Annotated in this window: 21 protein-coding genes; all 21 read right to left on the bottom strand. The window is 42.7% G+C overall.

Going from position 1 to position 23,527, the window contains the following annotated elements; genetic code table 11:
* Nucleotides 1-34: 34 nt before the first annotated feature.
* The 21 genes from QR40_RS16570 to QR40_RS16470 all read right to left on the bottom strand — a co-directional run bounded on the left by QR40_RS16570 (nucleotide 35) and on the right by QR40_RS16470 (nucleotide 23,479).
* Entirely contained in the window at nucleotides 35-1,255 is a 1,221-nt protein-coding gene (locus QR40_RS16570; RefSeq protein WP_044296026.1) for a BaiN/RdsA family NAD(P)/FAD-dependent oxidoreductase, read from the bottom strand.
* Between the two features lie 21 nt (nucleotides 1,256-1,276).
* The gene (locus tag QR40_RS16565) at nucleotides 1,277-2,569 is read right to left on the bottom strand and encodes a methionine gamma-lyase family protein (RefSeq protein ID WP_044296024.1); all 1,293 of its coding nucleotides are present in this window, start codon (nucleotides 2,567-2,569) and stop codon (nucleotides 1,277-1,279) included.
* A 74-nt stretch (nucleotides 2,570-2,643) separates the two neighbouring features.
* A complete protein-coding gene (gene miaA / locus QR40_RS16560) occupies nucleotides 2,644-3,588 on the bottom strand; it encodes a tRNA (adenosine(37)-N6)-dimethylallyltransferase MiaA (RefSeq protein ID WP_044296073.1) in 945 nt (314 codons plus the stop codon).
* Nucleotides 3,589-3,610: 22 nt separating this feature from the next.
* The gene (mutL, locus tag QR40_RS16555; protein WP_044296022.1) at nucleotides 3,611-5,695 is read right to left on the bottom strand and encodes a DNA mismatch repair endonuclease MutL; all 2,085 of its coding nucleotides are present in this window, start codon (nucleotides 5,693-5,695) and stop codon (nucleotides 3,611-3,613) included.
* 160 nt (nucleotides 5,696-5,855) lie between these two features.
* Complete coding sequence (gene mutS / locus QR40_RS16550) at nucleotides 5,856-8,504, bottom strand: DNA mismatch repair protein MutS (protein ID WP_081998943.1); 2,649 nt, start codon at nucleotides 8,502-8,504, stop codon at nucleotides 5,856-5,858.
* Between the two features lie 15 nt (nucleotides 8,505-8,519).
* The gene (gene miaB, locus QR40_RS16545) at nucleotides 8,520-9,980 is read right to left on the bottom strand and encodes a tRNA (N6-isopentenyl adenosine(37)-C2)-methylthiotransferase MiaB (protein WP_044296019.1); all 1,461 of its coding nucleotides are present in this window, start codon (nucleotides 9,978-9,980) and stop codon (nucleotides 8,520-8,522) included.
* Nucleotides 9,981-10,093: 113 nt separating this feature from the next.
* Complete coding sequence (locus tag QR40_RS16540; protein ID WP_138001643.1) at nucleotides 10,094-10,969, bottom strand: M14 family zinc carboxypeptidase; 876 nt, start codon at nucleotides 10,967-10,969, stop codon at nucleotides 10,094-10,096.
* Between the two features lie 100 nt (nucleotides 10,970-11,069).
* A complete protein-coding gene (locus QR40_RS16535; protein ID WP_276325442.1) occupies nucleotides 11,070-12,338 on the bottom strand; it encodes a glutamate-5-semialdehyde dehydrogenase in 1,269 nt (422 codons plus the stop codon).
* A 23-nt stretch (nucleotides 12,339-12,361) separates the two neighbouring features.
* Entirely contained in the window at nucleotides 12,362-12,910 is a 549-nt protein-coding gene (locus QR40_RS16530) for a 5-formyltetrahydrofolate cyclo-ligase (protein ID WP_044296015.1), read from the bottom strand.
* Nucleotides 12,891-13,109 (bottom strand): DUF896 domain-containing protein, encoded by a 219-nt coding sequence (locus QR40_RS16525; protein WP_027294102.1) that lies wholly within the window; start codon nucleotides 13,107-13,109, stop codon nucleotides 12,891-12,893. The genes QR40_RS16530 and QR40_RS16525 overlap by 20 nt, the downstream gene beginning before the upstream one ends.
* 130 nt (nucleotides 13,110-13,239) lie before the next feature.
* Complete coding sequence (gene proB, locus QR40_RS16520) at nucleotides 13,240-14,085, bottom strand: glutamate 5-kinase (RefSeq protein WP_027294103.1); 846 nt, start codon at nucleotides 14,083-14,085, stop codon at nucleotides 13,240-13,242.
* 179 nt (nucleotides 14,086-14,264) lie between these two features.
* Nucleotides 14,265-14,642, bottom strand: coding sequence for a hypothetical protein (locus QR40_RS16515; RefSeq protein ID WP_052430890.1), 378 nt, complete (start codon nucleotides 14,640-14,642; stop codon nucleotides 14,265-14,267).
* A 152-nt stretch (nucleotides 14,643-14,794) separates the two neighbouring features.
* Nucleotides 14,795-15,616, bottom strand: a complete 822-nt coding sequence (locus tag QR40_RS16510) for a pyridoxamine kinase (protein WP_027294104.1) — start codon at nucleotides 15,614-15,616, stop codon at nucleotides 14,795-14,797.
* 11 nt (nucleotides 15,617-15,627) lie between these two features.
* Nucleotides 15,628-17,274 carry a putative polysaccharide biosynthesis protein gene (locus tag QR40_RS16505; protein WP_027294105.1) on the bottom strand — a complete coding sequence of 549 codons (1,647 nt, stop codon included), beginning with the start codon at nucleotides 17,272-17,274 and terminating at the stop codon, nucleotides 15,628-15,630.
* Nucleotides 17,275-17,446: 172 nt separating this feature from the next.
* Nucleotides 17,447-18,604: a DUF3048 domain-containing protein gene (locus tag QR40_RS16500; RefSeq protein ID WP_044289371.1), complete on the bottom strand. Its 1,158-nt coding sequence runs from the start codon at nucleotides 18,602-18,604 to the stop codon at nucleotides 17,447-17,449.
* Between the two features lie 14 nt (nucleotides 18,605-18,618).
* A complete protein-coding gene (gene ybeY, locus QR40_RS16495) occupies nucleotides 18,619-19,116 on the bottom strand; it encodes an rRNA maturation RNase YbeY (RefSeq protein WP_027294106.1) in 498 nt (165 codons plus the stop codon).
* Between the two features lie 37 nt (nucleotides 19,117-19,153).
* Nucleotides 19,154-20,155 (bottom strand): PhoH family protein, encoded by a 1,002-nt coding sequence (locus tag QR40_RS16490; RefSeq protein WP_027294107.1) that lies wholly within the window; start codon nucleotides 20,153-20,155, stop codon nucleotides 19,154-19,156.
* On the bottom strand, nucleotides 20,152-21,381 hold the full coding sequence (gene yqfD / locus QR40_RS16485) for a sporulation protein YqfD (protein WP_044296013.1): 1,230 nt from the start codon (nucleotides 21,379-21,381) through the stop codon (nucleotides 20,152-20,154). Before yqfD ends, QR40_RS16490 begins: the two co-directional genes overlap by 4 nt.
* A gap of 17 nt (nucleotides 21,382-21,398) precedes the next feature.
* Nucleotides 21,399-21,674: a YabP/YqfC family sporulation protein gene (locus QR40_RS16480; protein ID WP_027294109.1), complete on the bottom strand. Its 276-nt coding sequence runs from the start codon at nucleotides 21,672-21,674 to the stop codon at nucleotides 21,399-21,401.
* 43 nt (nucleotides 21,675-21,717) lie between these two features.
* Nucleotides 21,718-22,275 (bottom strand): DUF2284 domain-containing protein, encoded by a 558-nt coding sequence (locus QR40_RS16475; RefSeq protein ID WP_044296010.1) that lies wholly within the window; start codon nucleotides 22,273-22,275, stop codon nucleotides 21,718-21,720.
* 211 nt (nucleotides 22,276-22,486) lie between these two features.
* On the bottom strand, nucleotides 22,487-23,479 hold the full coding sequence (locus QR40_RS16470) for a DUF4003 family protein (RefSeq protein ID WP_027294111.1): 993 nt from the start codon (nucleotides 23,477-23,479) through the stop codon (nucleotides 22,487-22,489).
* Nucleotides 23,480-23,527: the final 48 nt, after the last annotated feature.

Raw genomic sequence — 23,527 nt, 5'->3', positions numbered from 1 at the left:
CTCCTCTTTTTTATCTCATTTTATTCTGTCTATTTTATATGGCACTGTGAAATCCGGCTGCATAACCGCTGGACCATGCCCATTGCAGATTATAGCCGCCGCAGGCTCCGTCAACATCCAGAATTTCTCCCGTAAGGAAAAGCCCTGGGGCGATTCTGGATTCCAGGGTTATATTTTGTACTTCCTTTGTAGGAACACCGCCGGAACACACCTGAGCCTGGGAAAAATCACGGAAACCGCTGATTTGCACCAAACTGTTTTTAATACAGTCAGTAAGTTCTTTTATTTCTTTGGGAGATACGGAAGATGCCGGCTTCGTATTTTTGATTTTGGCTTTTTTCAGTATTACCGTAATTATTTTCTTATTTAAAAGACCAGTCAGAATCTCTTCTGCCGACCGTTTGGGATAATGAAGGCATCGGTTCTGCATTATTTTTACCAGATCTTCTGTTTGAATATCAGGCATCAGATCCACACTTACCATGACATGTTTATTGTGCTGTAAAGCCCGGACTGCATAACGGCTAAGCTGGAATACCACAATTCCTGAAATGCCGTAATCTGTCCACTGTAATTCACCTGTCTCAGTCAAAATGCAGTTCTGATCTGCATAAAGTGTCAGCCGGGCATGACTGCGTACCCCGGCAAGGCTTTTAAACCAGTCTCCTTTTGCTTTTAATGGCACAAGTGCAGGAAGAGGTTGAATAATCCGGTGTCCCACGCTCTCAGCCAGTTCATAGCCGCTGCCATCTGATCCGGTAACGGGGGCAGCCTTTGACCCGGTGCTTAAGATCACAGCATCTGCCGTATATGTCCAGCTGGCTGTTTGGATCTGCCATTTTCCCTGTGCATGATAAAGCTGTTTTACTTTTTCCATACATTTCAGCTTTATGGAAAGCCTTTTTACTTCCATTAAAAGCAGGTCTAAAACAGCCGATGCCTGTTCCACGTAAGGATAAATATAGCCGCTGCGGTCTTTGAGCAGCAGTCCCAGGTCTTCAAAAAACGCCAGTGTATCCGATACGCCAAATTGCTCCAGAATCTGTTTTACAAATTCCGGGTCACTGGATCGGAAGACATTTGGATCGGACATGGCAGTATTGGTGATATTGCATTTACCGTTGCCGGTTGTAAGAAGCTTTTTACCTGGCTTTTCCATGCCTTCCAATATGGTGACGGCGGCCCCGTTTCTGGCGGCTGTAATTGCAGCGAGCAGACCGGAAGCACCTGCTCCGATGACGAAAACATTTTTCATAATACACTCCTTATCTTCCGGTTAAGGAAGCTGTACTAAGTCCTTTTCTATCAGCCGCTGCAGAGATTTTAAAATTCCCAGCTTCGCATGCTGCCAGGTAAGCCCTCCCTGAAAATAAACAGCGTAAGGCGGTTTAATAGGACCATCTGCGCTCAACTCAATGGAGGAACCCTGAATGAACGCACCGGCAGCCATGATGACATCGCTGTCATATCCCGGCATTGCCCAGGGTTCTGGTGTAACATAACTGTCCACCGGTGCGGCAGCCTGAATGCCTTCGCAAAAAGCAATGACGCCTTCAGGGAAACCAAATTCTACTGCCTGTATGATATCGTGCCGGCTTTCCTGCCCGTTTGGAACTACTTTAAATCCCAGTTTCTCATAGATATTTGCAGCAAAAACAGCGCCTTTCAGTGCTCCGCCCACTACGGTCGGGGCAAGGAAAAGACCCTGGTAAAAGGACTGCATGATGCCCAATGTCGCGCCGACTTCTCTTCCCAGTCCCGGAGAGGTCAGACGGTAAGAAGCGTTTTCGATGCATTTCTCGGTACCTGCAATATATCCGCCGATGGGAGCCAGTCCCCCGCCCGGATTTTTAATCAGGGAGCCGACTACCATATCTGCGCCTACATCAGAAGGCTCTATGCATTCTACAAATTCACCATAACAGTTATCTACCATACAGATGATATCCGGATTTATGGATTTCACAAATGCAATTGCCTCGCCAATGGCTGTAACAGACAGTGTTGGACGGGTCTGATAGCCTTTGGAACGCTGGATCTCAATCATTTTTGTCTTTGGACTTAGTGTTTCCCTTATTTTTTCATAGTCAAAACTTCCGTCTGCTAAAAGGTCTACCTGTTTATAGGATACCCCATATTCTGCAAGGGAACCGTTGGAAGGACGGATACCTATGACTTCTTCTAATGTGTCATAAGGTTTTCCGGAAATAGAAATAAGTTCATCACCTGGTCTTAAATTTCCGGAAAGTGCTACTGCCAGAGCATGTGTGCCACAGGTTATCTGCGGGCGAACAAGGGCAGCTTCCGTATGAAAAACACTGGCATAAACAGCTTCCAGCGTTTCTCTACCGGCATCGTTGTATCCATAACCGGTACTGGAGGTGAAATGTTCTGCACATACACGGTTTTGCTGCAATGCGCGGATGACTTTTAACTGATTGAATTCTACGGTTTCATCTATTTTTTCAAAACGGTCTTTGAGTCCGCTTTCGATCTCTTTTCCATATGCAAACACTTTTTTATTAATCCCAAGTGTCTCATACATCTCGTCTATTTTGTAATTATTCATAATATCCTTTCAAAAGCATATGTCAGAGCCTATAGCGTGTCAGAAAGCAATTTTCAGACACGCTATAGAACGTGTTACATTATTTTTTTGTCTTTCAAAATGCTCAGCATAGCTTGGAGTATCTCCGTATTATTATAAGCAAAATGGTCTTTATCCATCCAGATAACATCTTTTTCCCTCTTAAACCAGGTAATCTGGCGCTTAGCAAAATGCCGGGTATCCCGTTTTAAGATATAAACGGCTTCTTCCAGGGTGCAGTTTCCTTCCAGATAATCCAGGATTTCTTTATAGCCAAGTCCCTGCATGGACACCATTTCTTTGGTATAACCTTTTTCTTTTAACTGCGCAACTTCCTTTAAAAGTCCTTCTTCCAGCATACGGTCTATTCTGATATTGATTCGATCATACAGGTTTGACCGCAAATCATTTAAAACAAAATATGCAAAATTATAAGGGGATTCTTTCTGGCGCTCCTGCTCATTGTGTTCGGAGATGGGCTGACCGGTGTCGTGGTAAAATTCCAGTGCCCGAATTACCCGCTTCACATTGTTTGGATGAATTTCAAAAGCTGATTTGGGGTCTGCTATGCGCAGTTTTTCATGCAGATATTCACTTCCTTTTATGGATGCCAGTTCTTCCAGTTCCTGCCGGTAAGCAATGTTGCCTGTGGTTTCCGTAAAGTCAATATCATATAAAACAGCTTGTATATAGAAACCGGTGCCGCCTGTTAAAATCGGGATTTTTCCTTTGTTCCAGATTTTCTGCATATATTTTTTCGCATATTCCTGGAATTTCACTACATGGAATTCCTCGTCCGGATCAAATTCATCTATAAGATAGTGCGGTATCCCATCCATTTCCGGGGGCTTTATTTTTGCAGAGCCAATATCCATTCCACGGTATACCTGCATTGAATCAGCAGAGATAATTTCGCCGTTTACTGCTTTCGCCAGGGCGATGGATAGCTCGGTTTTTCCAACGGCTGTGGGACCGGTTAATATAATGAGTGGTTTTTTCATAGGAACCTTTCCCTTCTTCAAATTAAACAATACGCTTGAATTTCTTTTCCATTTCATACTTTGTCATAGAAATAATCGTAGGTCTTCCATGAGGACAGTTGTATGGATTCTCTAATGTGAGAAGTTCGGCAATCAGGTTTTCTGCTTCCATGGCAGTCATTTTATGGTTGCCTTTTACAGCGGCTTTACAGGACATGGACGCAATTTTTTCGTTAATTACTTCTGCTTTCATACGCCCGGTCTGTTCACCCAGACTGTCCAGCATCTCGATAAACAGATCCTGCTGGGTAATCCCGAATAAATTATCGGGTACAGCGCGAATGGAATATTCCTTGCCTCCAAATGGTTCGATTTCAAAACCGATTTGGGTGAAGTTATCCATGTAACGATTTAACAGATCTTCTTCCTGCATACTGAGTGTCAAAATAATGGGCGGGCTTAAATACTGGGAAGTATAAGTGCGGTCATTGAGATTCTTCATGGTTCTTTCATATAAAACTTTTTCATGTGCCGCATGCTGATCAATGATATAAAGCTTTTCCTGGAATTCAACCAGCCAGTAAGTACCGAATACCTGTCCGATAATCCGGTGCTCGGATACACTTTCCTTCGAAAGCAGTTTTCCTTCAAAGAGGTCCAGCTGCTGGGAAGATTTTATCAATGCCTGGTCCGCCTGATCTGCAGCAGCATCTGAATCTGCTGTTTTCTTCAGGTCTGATTCTACCAGCGATTCTGAAGTCTTCTTTAGGTCTGCGGCAACGTCTTTATGCAAAGCTTTATGCAAAGTTCCCGCTGCATCCGTTTGTACAGATGTATCAGCCTGAGCGTCCGGAAGCATATTCCGTTCTGAATGGCTGGCAGGTGTATTTGCCGACGCAGGGGTAACGAATGATGCAGAGGATACGGGCTTACGTGGCGGAACTGGTGCATTTTCTGCAAAAGATCGGGAAGTATCTGATTTCGGTGCAAAAGGTTTTGCCGGCGAGGCCTGATAATTGCTTTTCTCACGCATCTGTTCCAGTCTTTTCTTTTCAAAAGGCTCCGGAATGGATTGCAGAACTTTTGCTTCTATTATTTTTTCTGTTTTATCTTCTTTGACGGTAACTTCCGGGATCAGTTCTTTCTGAGTCAGCCCCTGCTTAACAGAGTCATAAACCAGCTGGTACATTTTTTCATTATCTGCAAATCGCAGCTCCATCTTTGTGGGATGTACATTGATATCCAGTAAGTCTCCATCCATGGTAAAATGAATGGCGGTAAAGGGATATTTATGCTGCATCATAAATGTTTTATAGGCATCTTCGATTGCCCGGGCTATAATGCTGCTCTTAATATAACGCCCGTTTATAAAATAATTTTCGTAATTGCGGTTTCCTCTGGAAATAATCGGTTTACCGATATAGCCTTTCAGAGATACCTGTTCATTGGCATTCTCCAGGGTGATGAGATGGTTTGCGATGTCACGCCCATAGACGTTGTAGATGATATCCTTCAGGTTATCATTCCCGGAGGTATGCATTTTCGTCTGGTTATTGCTAATGAATTTAAAGGAAACATTGGGATGGGATAATGCCAGACGCTCCATCAGGTCATTGATGTAACCTGCTTCTGTCATACTGGATTTTAAAAACTTTTTTCTGGCGGGAGTATTGAAGAAAATGTTGCGCACAAGGAAAGTCGTACCCTCAGGAGCACCGATTTCTTCTATGGATTTTTCGATCCCGCCTTCAATAATATAACGGGTACCGGTAAGACTGCCTGCGGTTTTCGTAATTAATTCCACCTGGCAGACGGCAGCAATGCTGGAAAGCGCTTCTCCGCGAAATCCAAGGGAAGTAACCCCCAGCAAGTCTTCTACCCGTTTGATTTTACTGGTAGCGTGGCGTAGAAACGCCAGGGGAACCTGACCTTGAACTATCCCTTCTCCGTTATCCGTAATGCGGATCAGAGAAGTACCGCCATCCCGGATTTCAACGGTTACTGCATTTGCGCCTGCATCAATGGCATTTTCCACTAACTCTTTTACCACGGAAGCAGGGCGTTCAATCACTTCTCCTGCCGCTATCTTATCGATTGTCTGCTGATCTAAAACTTCGATCGTCTTCATGCGTATACCTCCTGCATACCGCAGATTAGTCTGCGGTACTGCACTAATAGAAAGTTTGAAATGATTTTTGTTTTCAAACTTATACCTCCTGCATACCGCAGATTAGTCTGCGGTACTGCGCTAATAGAAAGTTTGAAATGATTTTTGTTTCACACTTGTATCACCACCGATTCTTTAACTTATTCTGAAGACGGTAAATTGTGTTAAGTGCATCAATTGGAGTCAGTGTACTGATATCCATCTCCTTTAGTTCCTGAAGAATATCCTGGTCGCTGACCGTATCAAAAAGAGACATCTGCTCTAAATCTACCTGATCATATTTCTTTGTTTTGACTTTTGTTTTGTTGCCGGTGTCAGCCTGGATTTCCCTTGCCTTTGCCGTAATATCCGCATCACTCAGTTCTTCTACCAGCTGTTTGGCACGTTCAATAACGCTTTCCGGCACCCCGGCTAATTTTGCAACCTGGATACCATAGCTCTTGTCTGCACCGCCTTTGACTATTTTACGAAGGAAGACAATATCATCTCCTTTTTCCTTTACGGCAATACAGTAGTTATTGACACTGCTTAATTTGCCTTCCAGTTCCGTAAGTTCATGGTAGTGGGTGGCAAAAAGGGTTTTGGCACCTAAAAGTCTTGGATTGCTAATGTGTTCTACCACTGCCCAGGCGATACTCAGACCGTCAAAGGTACTGGTACCCCGTCCGATTTCATCTAAGATCAGCAGGCTGTTGGAGGTGGCATTTCTCAGTATGTTGGCAACCTCAGTCATTTCCACCATAAAGGTACTTTGCCCGGATGCCAGATCGTCAGAAGCACCCACACGGGTAAAGATTCGGTCTACGATGCCGATTTTTGCGTTTGCCGCCGGTACAAAGCAGCCAATCTGTGCCATTAATACAATCAGGGCACTTTGGCGCATATAAGTGGATTTACCCGCCATATTAGGACCTGTGATAATGGAGATACGGTTACTGCCATTGTCCAGATATGTATCGTTGGAAATAAACATATCATTGGATATCATTTTTTCCACTACGGGATGGCGGCCTTCTTTTATATCAATGACCCCTTTTTCGTTGATTATAGGGCGTACAAAGTTATTGCGTTCCGCTATCAGGGAAAGAGAGGCAAATACATCAATTTTAGCCACGGCTTTTGCCGTCGTCTGAATTCGAACAACTTCTGCAGCTATCCGGTCCCGCACATCGTTGAAGAGGTCATATTCTAAAGCAAACAGCTTGTCTTCTGCTCCCAGAATAATATCTTCCAGCTCTTTTAATTCCGGTGTAATATATCGTTCTGCGTTTGCCAGAGTCTGTTTACGTGTATAATAATCAGGAACCATGTTTTTATTGGAGTTGGTAACTTCCAGATAGTAACCAAAAACTTTGTTAAACTTAATTTTTAAGTTTTTGATCCCGGTTTTATCCCTCTCTTTGGCTTCTAATTCAGCCAGCCATGTCTTTCCTTCGGTTTTTGCATGGCGCAGCTTATCGATCTCTTCATTACATCCTTCTTTGATAATTCCACCTTCTTTTATGGTAATTGGCGGTTCATCCATAATAGAGCTGTCGATGAGATCACACAGGTCTTTAAGCTCGTCCATCTGCTCAAAGATATCCATAAGCAGTTCCTTTTTAAAGTCACCCAGCAGGTATTTAATGTGGGGGAGCATGGAAAGGGAACTTTTAAAAGCAATTAAATCTCTGGGATTGGCTGATTTATAACTGATTTTACTGATCAGCCGTTCCAGGTCATATACCGGATTTAAGTATTCCCGAATTTCTTCCCTGGAAATCGCATTTTGATTTAATTCTTCAATGGCATCCAGACGGGAATTGATTTCAGATTTGTCAATGAGCGGCTGTTCAATGAAGCTTCTCAGCATCCTGGCGCCCATGGCGGTCTTGGTCTTATCCAGAACCCACAGAAGGGAGCCGCGTTTTTGTTTCTCACGCAGGGTTTCACACAGTTCCAGATTTCGTCTGGTGGAACTGTCGATAATCATATATTTTCCTGTTACATAGGGAGTAAGGCTGGTCAGATTGGCAAGGGATGTCTTCTGGGTTTCCGTCAGATACTGAAGGATTGCTCCAGCAGCAATGACGCCACAGTCGTAGTCAGCCAGTCCAAGTCCTTCCAGACTGTTTAGTTTGAAATGATCCATCAGGCACCGTTTACACAAATCATCGTCAAAGTACCAGGATTCCAGTGAATATACGGTGATGCCAAGCCTGTTTTTCAGATCATCGATATCCATACCGCTGACATAAAAGGAATGATTGCAAATAATTTCTTTTGGAGAAAATTTGGTGATCTCATCCATTAATTTCCGGGCAGAATCCAGTTCAGTTACAAAATAATCGCCGGTTGTAATGTCAGAAATGGATACGCCGTATTTGTCGGCCATATAGACGATACACATCAGATAATTATTCCGGGTCTCATCCAGAGCCTGGGTATTTAAATTGGTACCGGGCGTTACGATACGCAAAACTTCCCTTTTTACAATTCCTTTTGCCAGTTTCGGGTCTTCTACCTGTTCACAAATCGCCACCTTGTAGCCTTTTGCTACCAGCTTTGTTAAATAGCCTTCTACAGCATGATGAGGAACGCCGCACATTGGCGCCCGCTCCTCCTGTCCACAATTTTTCCCTGTTAATGTAATTTCCAGTTCTCTTGATGCAGTTATGGCATCATCAAAAAACATTTCGTAAAAGTCACCAAGGCGGTAAAATAAAATACAATCTTTATACTGTTCCTTGGTAGCCATATATTGTTTCATCATTGGTGTTAGTTGTTCCACGCTTTTTGTTCCTCTCTATATTACAATTTCGCCCATATAGTAAAAGCCTTTGCATTCCTGCAGGTGTACATTTACAATTTTGCCAAGCAGTTGCGGTGTACCCGGAAAATGTACCAGCAGGTTATTGCTTAAACGTCCTGTCATGTAATTGTTATTGTGGTCGTTTACCTCTTCTACCAGCACTGGAAGAACGGCGCCGGTATATCTGGCTGACATCTCTCTGGAAATTTCCTGCACTTCTTTTAAAAGCCGGTCAAAGCGGTTTTTCACCTGATCTTCCGGCACCTGATCGTCTTTGGCTGCTGCGGGAGTTCCGGTACGTTTGGAATAAATAAAGGTAAACGCACTGTCAAAGCGGACTTCTCTCACTACTTCCAGCGTTTCCAGAAAGTCTTCTTCCGTCTCACCCGGAAAACCTACTATAATATCTGTGGTCAGGGAAATATCAGGTACAGCCGAGCGAAGCCTGTCCACAAGATCCAGATACTGCTCTTTCGAATAATGACGGTTCATTTCTTTTAAAATTCTGGAACTGCCGGACTGCAGGGGAAGATGCATGTGTCTGCAAATCTTTGACGAGTTCTTCATAGTTTCAATCAGTTCCTCTGACAGATCCTTTGGATGGGAGGTCATAAACCGAATTCGTTCAAGTCCTTCAATCTTTTCGATTTCTTTCAAAAGTCCGGCAAAGCTCATAGGCGTTTCCAGGTTCTTTCCATAGGAATTTACGTTCTGTCCTAAAAGCATGACTTCCACCACGCCATCTGCCACTAAACGTTCAATTTCCCGGACGATATCCTTAGGATTCCGGCTTCGCTCTCTTCCACGCACATAAGGTACGATACAGTAACTACAGAAATTGTTACACCCAAACATGATATTAATGCCTGATTTGAACGGATATTTCCGTTCGCTTGGAAGATCTTCCACGATTTTGTCTGTGTCTTTCCAGATATCAATCACCATACGGCCGGAATCGTAACGTGTGGCAATTAATTCAGCAAACTTATAGATATTATGAGTACCGAAAATCAGGTCTACAAAACGGTAACTTTGTTTTAATTTTTCAACAACTTTTGGTTCCTGCATCATGCAGCCGCATAAAGCAATCAGCATGTGGGGATTTTTCTTCTTGATGCTGTTTAAAGCACCCAGTCTGCCGTATACTCGCTGATTTGCATTTTCCCTTACGGTGCAGGTATTATAAATTACAAAATCTGCATGTTCATCTTCTATGATCTCGTATCCGATCTGCTCCAGGATACCGGTTAATTTTTCGGAGTCCCTGGCATTCATCTGACAGCCAAAGGTAACGGTGGATGCAGTTAACCTCCGGCCCAGATGTTCGCTTTGCTGGCGAACCATTTCACGGCACTTTTTTATAAAATAGTATTGACGAGAAGGTTCCGTTGCCGGGGGTTCTTTATTTAAATCTATTTTGTCTAATGCTTCTTCAAATTCTTTTTCCAGATTCATGTATCTTACTCCTTATCATTTCGCAATGCTGTACTTGTCAGGTACCTGTAATTTTCAGACATGCTCAAGGCATATGAAAATATTATAACAAAAACTGACAAAAAAAGCGATCATTATTTTTTAGAATATTTCTCAAGGAAAGAAAAAGGAATCTTTTTGATTTCTTCATAAGTATGGATCTGATATTCGGTATCCAGGGGAAATACGGCTTCGTCTGCGACGGTTTCCACTGTCAGAGCCAGCTTTTTGAATATCTCTGAGTAATAGTTTACGGAGTTTCCACCACTGCTTACATCCCCGAATTCTTCTGCACTGCTGCCAAGGTCATAATGGGCAAGTGACTGAAGGTGTTTTGCCATTCGTTCACTTTCCTTATTATAAGACGCTGGCATTGCGTTACGGAAGTAATAAATGATCTGTCCTCTGGAGTGAAAATCTATGTACCCAACTGAATTTGGAAATTGCCTGAATACTCCGATTAAAGCCTGTGTTTCATTCTCGCTTCCGGGATAAAGCATCCTCCCCTGCACCCGGAATGATTTGCATGGAAAATTACGGTTAATATCCACTCCCCGGCCATTGAATTTCCATTCCTCGTAGGGGATACCATCCATTAAAATTGTATGGCGGTAGATTGGATTGCGGATGGACTGATATCCGCATAAAGCGATTTCATATCCGTCCGGATTCATAAGCGGCAGAAAACAAAGACTGTATTCTTCCAACAGTTTACTCCCGGATTCCGGACAAATGCAGTAATCCTCAATTATTTTTAACATTAAGATCGGATTAATGCTTTCTCTGCCATGTATCCCGGCACTGCAAATCAGGCATTTCTCAGACGTTCCCATCTGAAGCATTGGTATTTTTCGCTCATCGTGGCTGTATCCTATGACGGACAATTTCAAAAGATCGGAAAATCGGCATTCCAGTTCATAGATACACTGCATGATTTCATCATATGTATAAGTTTGATTTAATTTTACCACATCTGCACACCCCTTCCTCTTATCAGTATATGAATTAAAATGTGCAAATATGACAAAACTCCAGATCAGCAATCACGATCGCCAATCTGGAATTTAAATTTTATTTACGGATCTGACCATTCCCGTAAATGATATATTTTGTTGTCGTCAGTGCAAGGAGACCCATTGGTCCTCTGGCATGAAGTTTCTGCGTACTGATTCCGATCTCAGCACCAAATCCAAACTCAAATCCGTCCGTAAAGCGGGTAGAGGCATTTACATAGACAGCGGCAGCATCAATTTCTTCCAGGAATTTCTGGGAATGGGAATAATCATTCGTTATGATTGCTTCTGAATGTCCTGTATTATACCGGTTGATATGAGAAATGGCTTCTTCTATGGATGTAACGGTTTTTATAGACAGGATGTAATCCAGATATTCACTGCCCCAGTCCTCTTCTACAGCAGGCAGAATACCCGAAACAGCATCCATTGCAGGCTGGTCGCCCCGAAGCTCCACATTTTTTTCATCCAGACGGTTTTTTAGTGCCGGAAGCAGATTATTTATTACATTCTTATGTACAACAATGGATTCACATGCATTGCATACGCCGATTCTCTGGGTTTTTGCATTGAAAATGATATCAATTGCCATATTAAGGTCTGCCGTTTCATCTACATAGACATGGCAGTTTCCAGTTCCCGTTTCAATTACCGGAATGGTGCTGTTATTGACAACTGCCTGAATTAAGCCGGCGCCCCCTCTGGGAATCAGTACATCCACATACTGATTTAATTTCATAAATGCAGTAGTCGTTTCCCGGTTACTGTCTTCAATCAGCTGAATTGCATCCCTGGTAATATTTAAATCAGCTAATGCATTCTGTATTACGGAAACGATTGCTTTATTGGAATGAATTGCATCGCTTCCGCCTTTTAAAATGACTGCATTTCCCGTTTTAAAACAGAGTCCGAAGGCATCTGCCGTAACATTGGGGCGGGATTCATAGATGATGCCAACTACTCCAAGGGGAACTCTTTTTTGTCCGATCATCAGTCCGTTGGGACGCTTCTTCATAGAAAGAACTTCTCCAATCGGGTCTTCTAAAGTAACCAGCTGTGTCAGACCTTCTGCCATTCCTTCAATTCGTGCGCGGGTCAGAAGAAGGCGGTCAACCAGTCCTTCTTTCATCTGATTTGCACGGGCAGCTTCGATGTCTTTTTCATTTTCTTTTAATATGGTGTCGCTTTCCTCTAAAAGGGCATTTGCTACTGCTTCCAGTGCGGCATTTTTCTTCAGGGTTTCTAAAGTCTGTAATGATGGCTTTGCCTTTTGGGCTTTCTGCCCGATTTCCTGTAATGTTTGCATCTTAATCCTCCTCACAATCATTTTATGGGTATCAGTGTTTCCGGTTATGCAAAATAGCTTGCAGTAGGTGTAATCAGCATCTGAGGCAGGATATCATGTGCATCAGATGGGACGCTGCCTACTAACTGAAAATCAAAAGCAATCGCAATTGTTCTGTGTTTTTTATGTATATTCAGATAGCGGTCATAAAATCCTTTGCCATAACCGCATCGGTGGCACGCAGTATCGAAAGCCACGCCGGGTACGATTAACAGGGCATTTTCTTCCAGCGCCTGGTCTGTGGTAACCGGTTCCGGAATATGAAAATATCCGGGAGCTACATCATCATAAGAATGAATATAATAATAAACCATATCCGCACCTGTTACCTTTGGTGCCGCTACACGTTTCTTTTGCCGCCAGGCCTCATCGATAAGTTCTCTGGTAGAAACTTCACCATTATAATCCATATAGACGTAGATGCACTCTGCTTTTTGAAAATCTTCTGAATCTATAATTTTGCGGCAGATTGCATAACTGTCTGAGCGGATTAGCTCTTCTGTAAGGTGTGCACGTTTTTGAAATATCAGTGTTCTAATTTCCTTTTTTTCCATACTTTTCACCTAAATTAATGATGGTGCCGTCTTCTTCCTGCATATCAATATTATTTAACTGGCTTCTAAGATTGCTGCGGATGGATTCAATGTATTCTCTTCGAAGATCTGCCTGTTCTTTTTTCTCTGATTCGGTAAGTCCTTCGGCCTTAGATTTCCTTGCCAGTTCATTGATTCGATCTAATTTTTCCTGATTCATAATGATTCCCATTGCATATTGCAGGCAAGCCTGCAATACTGCCACAATTAAACAGGTTGAAAGAATCACATCGTGGCGTCCTTTCTATATCATAATTTTCTTTCAACCTTAAACTACTTACTGTATTATATTACTGCATTTCTTCCAGGTAATCAATCAGGAAGAAATCTGCATCGGATTTTGCCAGGAACAGAGTTCCATGGTTACGTCCCTGGACTATTTTATGTAGAACATGAAAATCTTCCCCGTTGGCAATTACCATATCGGTACCTGCGGAAGTAGCTATTTTGGCTGCAACCAGTTTGGTTGCCATTCCGCCTGTTCCAACGCTGCTTTTGCTGCTGTCTTTTCCCATGCCCATTAAATGATCATCCAGAGTTTCTACGATATCTATAAACTTTGCATTGGGATTCTGATTAGGGTCGTCGGTAAACAGTCCGTCAATATCAGAAAGCAGAATCAGAAGGTCTGCCCCAACCAGGGCGGCTACAATGGCTGAAAGAGTATCATTGTCACCAAAGCGCATTTCATAGGTAGATACTGTATCATTTTCATTAACGATAGGAATTGCGCCAAGCTTTAATAATTCCTGAAAGGTATTCAATGCATTTTTTCTGCTTAAATTATCTACCATTGTGTTCTTTGTCATTAAAATCTGGGCAGCCATTTGTCCGTATTCCGAAAACAGCTTCTGGTAAATCATCATAAGCTTAGCCTGTCCAATTGCGGCACATGCCTGTTTTCTGGCTATTTCATCCGGTTTGGATTCCATACCTACTGCTTTTGTTCCAACCGCAATTGCACCGGAAGATACTAAAATAACATCTTTCCCCATATTGCGAAGATCACTTAATTCACGTACCAGAATTTCAAGTTTTGTCAGGTTCAATGCACCTGTTTCCTCATGTGTCAAAGATGAGGAACCGATTTTTACAACGATTCTTTTTTTATCTATTAGTTTTTCACGAATGTTCACTTTGTGCCTCCTTCACTATTTCCAAACTATCTTACACCATTTTTATGGAATCGTCTAGTGGTAGTTGGAGATTACTGATTGAGGACGCTTTGTGTAATCAACAAGGCCTGCCATTACCCACATTATCGTACAACCTCCTAATACAAAGCGTCTTTACTCAGAAAAACCTAACTATTCTCTCAAGTTGAATAGTTTTCCAAAAAATCATACAACTCACTAAAATCTTTTAAATACTTACCCTCTTCGATCTCCTCCTGTACACTTTCCGGGAGGCGGTTCATATTGATGTTCGTATACTCATAGAGGATATCCCCGTTCGTACGGTATACGGTTATTTTTCCATTTTCTTCTTTTAGATAGAATTTTCCTTTATCAGAAACATCGGATGCGGATACTTTTTTATCTTTGCTAAAAGATACGTCTTTTGCCTGCATATTCAATATATTATCTTGTCCGGGCTGCAGATCATAGCTTTGTGTCCAGCGGTAGCTGGCATAATAGGCGAAACACAATAAGCAGACACTAAATAAAACGCCGACACTATATTTCCATTTCATAAGATCACTCCTTTGGAAATAGTATCGGCATTCTTTGATTACTTATTCACGAATTTTGTCACTATTCAGTCAAAAATCCGCATTACGCGGAATTTGTGACCCTCGCGGCAGTCGCCAAATGGTTCCGCAAGCGCATCCGCTTGGCTCATTGTTCACGGCAATAGATATTTAAGATTTGGCTCTAAGAGAACTCCTTCTTTTACAGGATATCCGTTCTGATCACTGGACTGTATACATTTGCAGACAAACTGATGTGCTTCTTTAGCAGCAGCAGCCAAAGATAAACCTTTCATAAGTTTCCCCAGCAGTACGCTGGCAAACAAATCACCGGTACCGTGATAAGATCTTCCGGTGCTGGCTTTTGAAAGAATTTCTACTGTTTCACCTTCACACAATGCGATGGATTGTGGAAAATCCTGTAATGGAACACTTGTAATTACAGAACAGCGACAGCCTTTTCGCCTTAACTTTTCTGCTATCCGTGCGATCTGTTCTTCATTGCTGTATTCCAGACAGGACTCTCCCGTAAGCAGGCAGCTTTCTGTATAATTGGGTGTCACCAGTGTACTATAGGGAAGCAATTCCCACATTGCCTGATTATAAGATTCGTCAAAATTCATATAGAAGCTTCCATGGTCTCCCATAATAGGGTCAAATAAAACATCTGCATCCGGAAAGTACTTTAAAAACTGCAAAACTTCACGGACAACCTGGATATTGCCCAGATACCCTATAAATATATAGTCAAAAGAAATTTGATTATTTTTAAAATGTTTGGCCGCTTCTGTCACAAAAGATGGAAGCGGCATCATTACCGGTTTTCCAAAACCGCCGGTATGAGTGGAAAGTATCATAGTCGGTACCGGACAGGGTTCGATTCCCATAATGGAAAATACCGGTAGTATATTAGTCATAGCAGCTTTTCCCACACTGCACATATCATGGATTACAGCTACTCTTTTTATCGGTTTCATCGGTTGCCTTTCTATAAAATGCGGAATTTTTTTAATATTATTACCATCAGCCGGCCTTTTGGAAGATCCAGTATTTCCCGCTCTTTGATGCCTTTAAGCTTAATCAGGCAGACACTGTAAACGATTACACCGATTAAAATTGCAATAACCGTGGAAACTGTATTGCCCATAAGTTTATTTAAAAGCCATTGTACCCCAAATACGACAAGACCCATAACTGCTGATGACAGAAGCGGAATTAAAAAAGTTTTTTTCAGCTCCTGACGGTAATGCAGATGTTTCCGGATGGAAAGGGCATTTAGTATACAGATTACAAAGGCAAAGAATATATTTGCGTAGACAACACTGTAAATATTCAGAGATGCTTTTGTTAATAAAAACATTAATACAAATATATGTAGTACCAGGGCAATTGCTGCGTGAATTAATGGAGCCCTCAACTGGTTAAGGCCCTGAAGTATTCCCGTCGTCAGCGTTGACAGCGCAAACAGAACGATCATTAATGCACCGGTCTGCATGATTCCGGAAGTAAGGGCACGTCCGTCATTAAACAGGAGTTTCATGATGGGAGTAGCCAGTGCTGCCATTCCAACAGCGCAAGGAATGGTAAGTACCATGGTATACCGTATGGTGTTGCGCACCTTTAAAGAGGCATCTTTAAAATCATGATCGACCATCGCCTTAGTCAGACTGGGAACCACAGACGGTGCCAGGCAGGAAGCAAGTGCCAGGGGTACATTCATTAATACCCGGAATTTTCCCACATAGACGCCCCAGATGGTGGTATACTGCTTTTCCGAGAATCCCTGACCGGATAAAACAGCATTAAAAATACCCTGGTCCAATACAGTAATAATGTTGTAAATTACCGTACTTAAAACAACCGGAATGATTGTCCAGAGGATTGCTTTGTAGATCAGTGCATCTGGTTCCAGCCTTTTGGTTGGATCCTGCCGCATCTGTTTTTTAAAATTTCGCTGATAGGAGCTGAATATGGCTACCAGGAAAATAAGTGCCACAGCAACACTGACAACCGTACCCAGTGTACCGCCGGCAGCACCAAATGCCGGGGCGAGGGAACTGTTGCCTTTTTCCTTGACGAGACTCGCTCCATAATTAAATAATATGCCTGCTGCGGCAACGGATACCACAGCATTTACAATCTGTTCAATGACCTGGGACACTGCCGTAGGCACCATAGAACCATGCCCCTGATAGAAACCACGGAATACTCCTGCGATCGCAAATATAAATACTGCCGGAGCTAACACACGCAGTCCATAGGAAGCCATTTCTGTCTTCATAATGTCTTTTGAAATCACACCTGCCAGCAGGAAGGTTAAAACAGAGACGATTCCTCCTGCGATTACCGCAAATTTCAGGGAACACTTAAAAACTTTATATGCATTTTTTTTCTGTCCTAAATGTAACCGTTCAGATACCAGCTTGGATACTGCCAAAGGGAGACTGAAGGAGGATACCATCAACAGAATGGTGTAAATTTCATTTGCTGTTGAATAATAGCTGTTTCCTTCATCACCCAGAATATTTGTCAGCGGAATGCGGTAAATCATGCCTATAATCTTGGCAAGAATAGAAGCTACCGCAAGAATCGTACCCTGCACTAAAAACGAATTACTCTTCTTCTTCTTTCCCACGTCATACCTCGTTCATCTCATGTTTTATTCCCGCGAGCAGCGAGCCAAACGGGCGCCGATTGCGAACCATTTGGCAACTGCCGAGGGTTGCTGAACGTCCAGTGGACGTTCGTCTGGCAACGACCGGAGCGAAGCGCAGACCAAATATCCTGCCGCGGACGGCAGCATTTAACTACTGAATTACTACATTACTTTCATAATTTTTAGGTACAATGCAGACCCAGGTTTTGCCCTGATTTAATACGATCTCTTTCCCGGAGGCGTCATAGTATTTTGCAGGACCCCATTCATCATCTTTCTTCCAGGTTCCTTTCTGGTAAGTACCGTCTGAAAATACAATTGCATTTCCACCTGATTTTGTGTCTATGTTCAAATAACCGTTGTCGTCATAATTCTCTATCTGGGAATACTGGAAAATTACATTTTTATATGCCAGCTGCTCATCGGTAAGCTGATCAATCTGCTCTTTCTTGTACTGGGAACGGTAGTAAAGCTTGTCCTCTGTGTTGTAATCAAACCAGGGTTTGTTGATCTGGTAAGCCGGCTCTATATGCTGGGCGGAACCATCTGTATAGGTAACTTCTTCGCCGTCCTTGGCAAATTTATAATGTCCGGTATAATCATCCGCTAATTCTGTGCTGTAGCCTTTCTTTTCAATTGCTTTTTCGATTCCCTCGGCACTGATATATACATTGTGTGGGGAAGGCCTGTCTGAGGAGCGGTAGAAAATATCTTCTCCTGCGTAGCCTTTTAGTTTGCCGGCTTTCTCCTGGTATTCCAGTCCGCTGATGTTATTAACCCGGTCAGAATTTAACAGATCAAAAGCATAAACAGCCTGTCCAAAGTGTGTATAGATTGCATCAAATTCTAAGGCATACCGTACATAATAGTCACGGCAGCTTCTTACGGAACCGATTTTCTCCATATCCGTATAATCCTCGAAGATGCCCATAAGACGTGTCAGGCCGCCTTCCACCGGTGCTTCGTATACAATGCCTGCACGGGCAATACCTGCCTGTGGGCAGGCGTCTATGATATTATTCAGCATAATCGCAATCGGACGCTTATATGCAAGATTGACATCGGTTAATGCTCCTGTCAGATAGCTGTGCACCTGCCCCTGGGCGTTTGGTGTCTCACGTGTGGGATTCTGGTCATCCGTGTTATTGACGGTAAATGAACCGGTCTCCAGTTCTGAATCTGTTTCCAGATCAGCTGTGGTATCATTCTGTGCTGTCTGTGTTGCAGGTTCGGTCTCTCCTTTTTTCTGGCAGGCGGTAAAAGTAACTGCTGTCAAAGTCAATAATGCAAGTACTGTTAATTTTTTCATAGTTTTCGTCCTTCTTATCTGTTTATTTTCAGCGCATTTAAAATTTCTTCCTGCTTGGTTTCCATAACTTTCGCTTCCTCCGGCTCCATATGGTCATAGCCCATTAAATGAAGCATACTGTGCGCTATCAAAAAAGCAAATTCCCTTTCTGCAGAATGCCCATAAGCTTCTGCCTGTTCCAAAACCTTTTCTACGGAAATTACAATATCGCCTAATAATAATTCCCCGGATTCCGGATTAAAGCATTCCGCCCATACATCTTCCAAATACTCAAAATCGGCAGGTTCGTCATATTGCAGCATAGGAAAAGACAACACATCGGTTGCCCTGTCGATTTCGCGGTATTCATAATTCATGACTCTGATCTCTTCATTCGAAGTTAAAGTAAGGTTTATTTCGGCTTCGTAGGGACACTTCTCGTAGTCCAGAGCTTCCCGGATTACTTTTTCAGCCATTGCCCGGTAATCAAAAGAAAAGGGTATCCGGCATTCTTCTTCATACTGTATTGTCATATTGTGATGTCCTTTCTGTTTTTACTATATTTTCCACTTAAGTTCTCGTACGCCGGACTTTACCTGTGGACTCCCGGGACTTAGATCTCTTTTCGAAATCATCATATGCCTGTACAATTTTCTGTACCAACGGATGCCTTACAACATCCTTGCTGGTTAACATACAAAATGCAATATCTTCTACTTTCTTCAGAACCTGAACGGCAACATCCAGACCTGATTTTGCAGCAGCGGGAAGATCTTTCTGTGTTAAGTCCCCGGTAACAATAACTTTTGATCCAAAACCGATTCTGGTCAGGAACATTTTCATCTGTGCAGGCGTAGTATTCTGTGCCTCGTCCAGAATGATATAGGCATTATCCAGGGTTCGTCCCCTCATATATGCCAGTGGTGCAACTTCGATCAATCCTTTTTCCATATTCTTCTGAAAACTGTCCGGCCCCATAATCTGATACAGGGCATCGTACAGCGGACGCAGATACGGATCAACCTTACTCTGCAGGTCACCGGGCAGAAAGCCCAGCTTCTCTCCCGCTTCAATGGCAGGCCGGGTCAGAATAATGCGGCTTACTTCATCATTTTTAAATGCATTAATTGCCATTGCCATCGCAAGATAAGTTTTACCCGTACCGGCAGGCCCGATTCCAAATACAATCATCTTTTCACGGATGGCATCCACATATTTTTTCTGACCCAGTGTCTTTGGCTTGATTTGTTTACCGCTGATGGTATTGCAGATACAGTCCCTGTCGATTTCAACAATTGCAGATTCTTTATCTTCAAAAGATAAGGCAATCGTATAATCTACATTCTGTTCGCTGATTATATTGCCTTTTTTTGATAATTCCACCAGCTGTAAAATAATGTTCTTCGCCTTCAGGGCGGCGGCTTCGCTTCCAAGAATTTTTAAGGCGCCCTCCCTGGAGATTATCGTTACGTTCAGTGTTTTTTCAATTTTCTTAATGTGCTGGTCAAACTGCCCGAACACATTCTTCTCATGTTCCATGGGAACAGAGGTTATGATTTCAACGATGCTCATTCACTCATAGTTCCTTCCTGCGGAGAAGTAATGACTTCAGTAGGGACTCTTTTGCCTGCTTTCCCAATCAAAATTAATTCTCCTTCTGCTTTACAGGTTTTCTCACCTACGTCTATTTTAACATTATTTTCAAATATTTGAACCCCTTTTTCCTGAATTTTTTCAAGAAATTTATTAAGAGTTTCTGTAGCTTTCTTTTTTGCCTCATCTTTACTGTATTTTTTGTCCACAATCTGGTATTCTTTTACTACTGATTTGCCGAAGCTTAAAGGCAGATAAAAGTCTTCTGTCAGCATTGCCTGGTATTCCTGCGTTACGGTATCGGACTGCTCAAAATTCGAAGAAGGACGATTTATTCCAATGATATCCTGAAATACTTTCAGATAAAAGCCTTCCTTTTCCAGTCCGGTATATTGCTTCTTTTTGTAGGCAAGTGGAAATTCGTTTACATAGGGATAAGTGGTTTTCACGTAGATATCTGCATCAGAGGGGACATATCGCACGTTACTTACCTCTCCGCTGTCATTTAAAATATCCAGTTTCCCAAGTACTAATAAATCGCCTTCTTTGATCTCATCCCCCACTTTCACCTGGGGAGTACCGGCTCTCGTAATCATTTTTACGATGGTTCCGTTTACATTGGAAATAATATCACTGTCATCGTATTCTTTTTCTTCTGCCAGTTCCAGATCGGTATTTTCCTGTACATCAATAAAAAGGCGGGTACCTTTAATTTTCACCGATACCCAGATAAAGTCTGAAAACTGGCGCCGCAGTGCAGCGGCAAGTTCTTTACAGTCAATGCTGGATTTTTTAGCACCGTGTCCGGCACCGTTTTCGTTCAGGTATTCCAATATCACTTCCCTTGTTTCTGAGTAATTTCCTTCAATACGGATATCCCAGATAAAACAGGAAAGCAAAAACAACATTGCCAGGCAGACCAGAAAGCCTGCCAGAAATAACTTCCTTTTTTTGTGGCGGTGCAGAAAAAAGGGAAGCCCATAACGTTTTTTAATTGCAATTTTTGTCCCTGTCTTACGGACCAGAGGCCGGATCTGGCGAAAATCCTTAATTGTCATATTCACTTCGTAACAGGTATCGGTAGGTAGTAAATTCCATAAGTAAATATAGTGGTTGGCACAGAGGTTTAAAAACCGTTCATAGGAATTTCCCTGTACCCGGACTCTAACATAGCCCTTTATGAACTGCAACAGCCTTTTTATCAAACAGAGCCCCTCCTGGTTTATAAATAGTTTATCTGTTCGATATGTCCTCTCACTTTCAGTTCATCGCTGGTATAATACATAATTACCAGATGTTTTCCCAGAATTTCCAATTTACAGGTTTTAGTGGCTAACATAAGCCTGCTGTCCGTATATTCGATAATACCTCTATAATTTTCGATAAAGGCTTCCTCTTGTCCTGTAAGTGATACCAGTACTGCACCAAGAGTCAGGTCGTCTGGTATTTCCATTGCCTGGGTCATCTTATAATACAACGGCTTTTTCTTCGAACTCATATACTATTTTTGCCTTTTATTACACAATATATGAGAGAATTATTTACTTATACCTGTCAAAAAAAATCATTCCAAACCAGGTCACGGTAGTGCTGTCATAAAAGAAATCGATCTGACATTTTTCGGCGGATTCGGTTACCAGGATGCCATAACTTTCAATACAGGGAAACATTTTATCCGGGTGGCGGCAGGGAGCATCCGGATAAGTGCATTGTTCACAGATATGGCAGGATTCACTGGAAAGAGCCATGCAATCTTCATACATGCTGTTTTTGATATCCAGAAGCAACCCTCTGGTGACCTCCTCATGATCTTTACGGGTAGCCAGGGTCTCTTCCAGTAAAGCGGTATCGCTGACCTCAGCCAAAGTGGTAAATAAAAGTGCTTTTCGATAGTTCAGGCATTTTCTGCTGCATTTGTCCACACTGCCTACTGCCGGCGGACAGGACCAGGTTGTACCGTAGCACTCACATTCCTGTTGGCATATCTGCCTGACGTGATCTGAAAAAACCAGTTCTCTGGTGTCCAGAAAGCCGTATTGGCAGATGGGATAGGAAGCGATCAGCGCTTCCATTTTTTCTAAGTTACTGTTATCTTTCATGTATCTGATCTCCTGATTTATATTGTATATTTACATAGGGGGTGTATGAAAATGCAATCCGTCATCGGCACGCTCCCCTATGCGTTAGTCATTTGATTTCCCGTCAGAGGGGAATTTAACTTCTACAAGCCGTACATACTGCTGCAGGGAAAATCTCCCGTCATGGGTCATGCCCAGTTGTTTTGCGGACATTTCATCCCGGGTGTCCCTATCAGCACGATGAACTGGAAGCAGATGCTGCGGCTGCACTGGCAGCGGCTGCGGAAGCACAAAGTGCCGCCTGCTGTGCGATCACAAGTGATACCACTCCATTAAGTGCTGCCGTCTTCATAGGCTGTAACTCCGGCATGTAGTCACACATGGTCAGAATGCCTGCATACATCAAACGCTGCCTTGCGCCAATACCAAATGCACCGAACCCTTTTTGGGAATGAAGATAATCATCCACTTCCATGATATCCTGCGCCAGGGTTTTCACATCCGTATCTAACAGTGCCAAAACTCCAAGGGAAGCCAATTCGTAGCTTGTGCCGTATTTATGGCCGTGGGATTTCAGATATTCAAATAGTTCTATTGCCTTTGTGCACTTCTGCTCTGGAGATCCTTCACCCAGTGCAAGGATATGGCTTAAGGACTGTACGGCATTACCGGAATAGAAGTATGGCTTCAGAAGTGAGTAGCACCGTTCCATTTCCTGCTCTATATAGATATCATCTAGTTCGGAAAGGGCTAGCAGGGCAGCAAATGAGCTGTCTTCTCCCGATGTAAGAAAAGGATGTGCTTCTTTCATTCGATTATAAATCATTCTGGTTCTCTGGGTAATCTGTTCGTATTGCCGGGGCTCTGCCATATCCGATATAACAGATGCAGCTACGGTCAGGTATTCAGATCCCCAGAACACTTCCTTTAGCCTCCCGTAAATATCCAGTAATTGGTTCATTTTATACTCCGCGTTGGGAGAAAGGGAAAGCATGGTAACCGTTGCCATTTTCGATATGCCTCTGAAATTAGAGAGAAAACCAGTCTTCTCCCTCAGGAGATCCCGGCAGTCCTTCATAACTCCGGCATCTGCATGTATTCCTTTTATTGTATATAAGCTTGCACACAGTGGATAAATATAGGCACTTTCCCAACCGAATGCGTATTTTACAATATCTCTGTTTTCTATAAAAAGCTGACAGCGTTTCTGTAATTCATCTCTCATATTGTTTGCCTCCTGTATCAAAAATTGAATTGTTTTACATTCTACAGC

The sequence above is a fragment of the Robinsoniella peoriensis genome, assembly GCF_000797495.1.
Classification (GTDB): domain Bacteria; phylum Bacillota; class Clostridia; order Lachnospirales; family Lachnospiraceae; genus Robinsoniella; species Robinsoniella peoriensis.
Note: the sequence above shows the minus strand (reverse complement) of the source record. Positions and strands in the feature narration are given on the sequence as shown.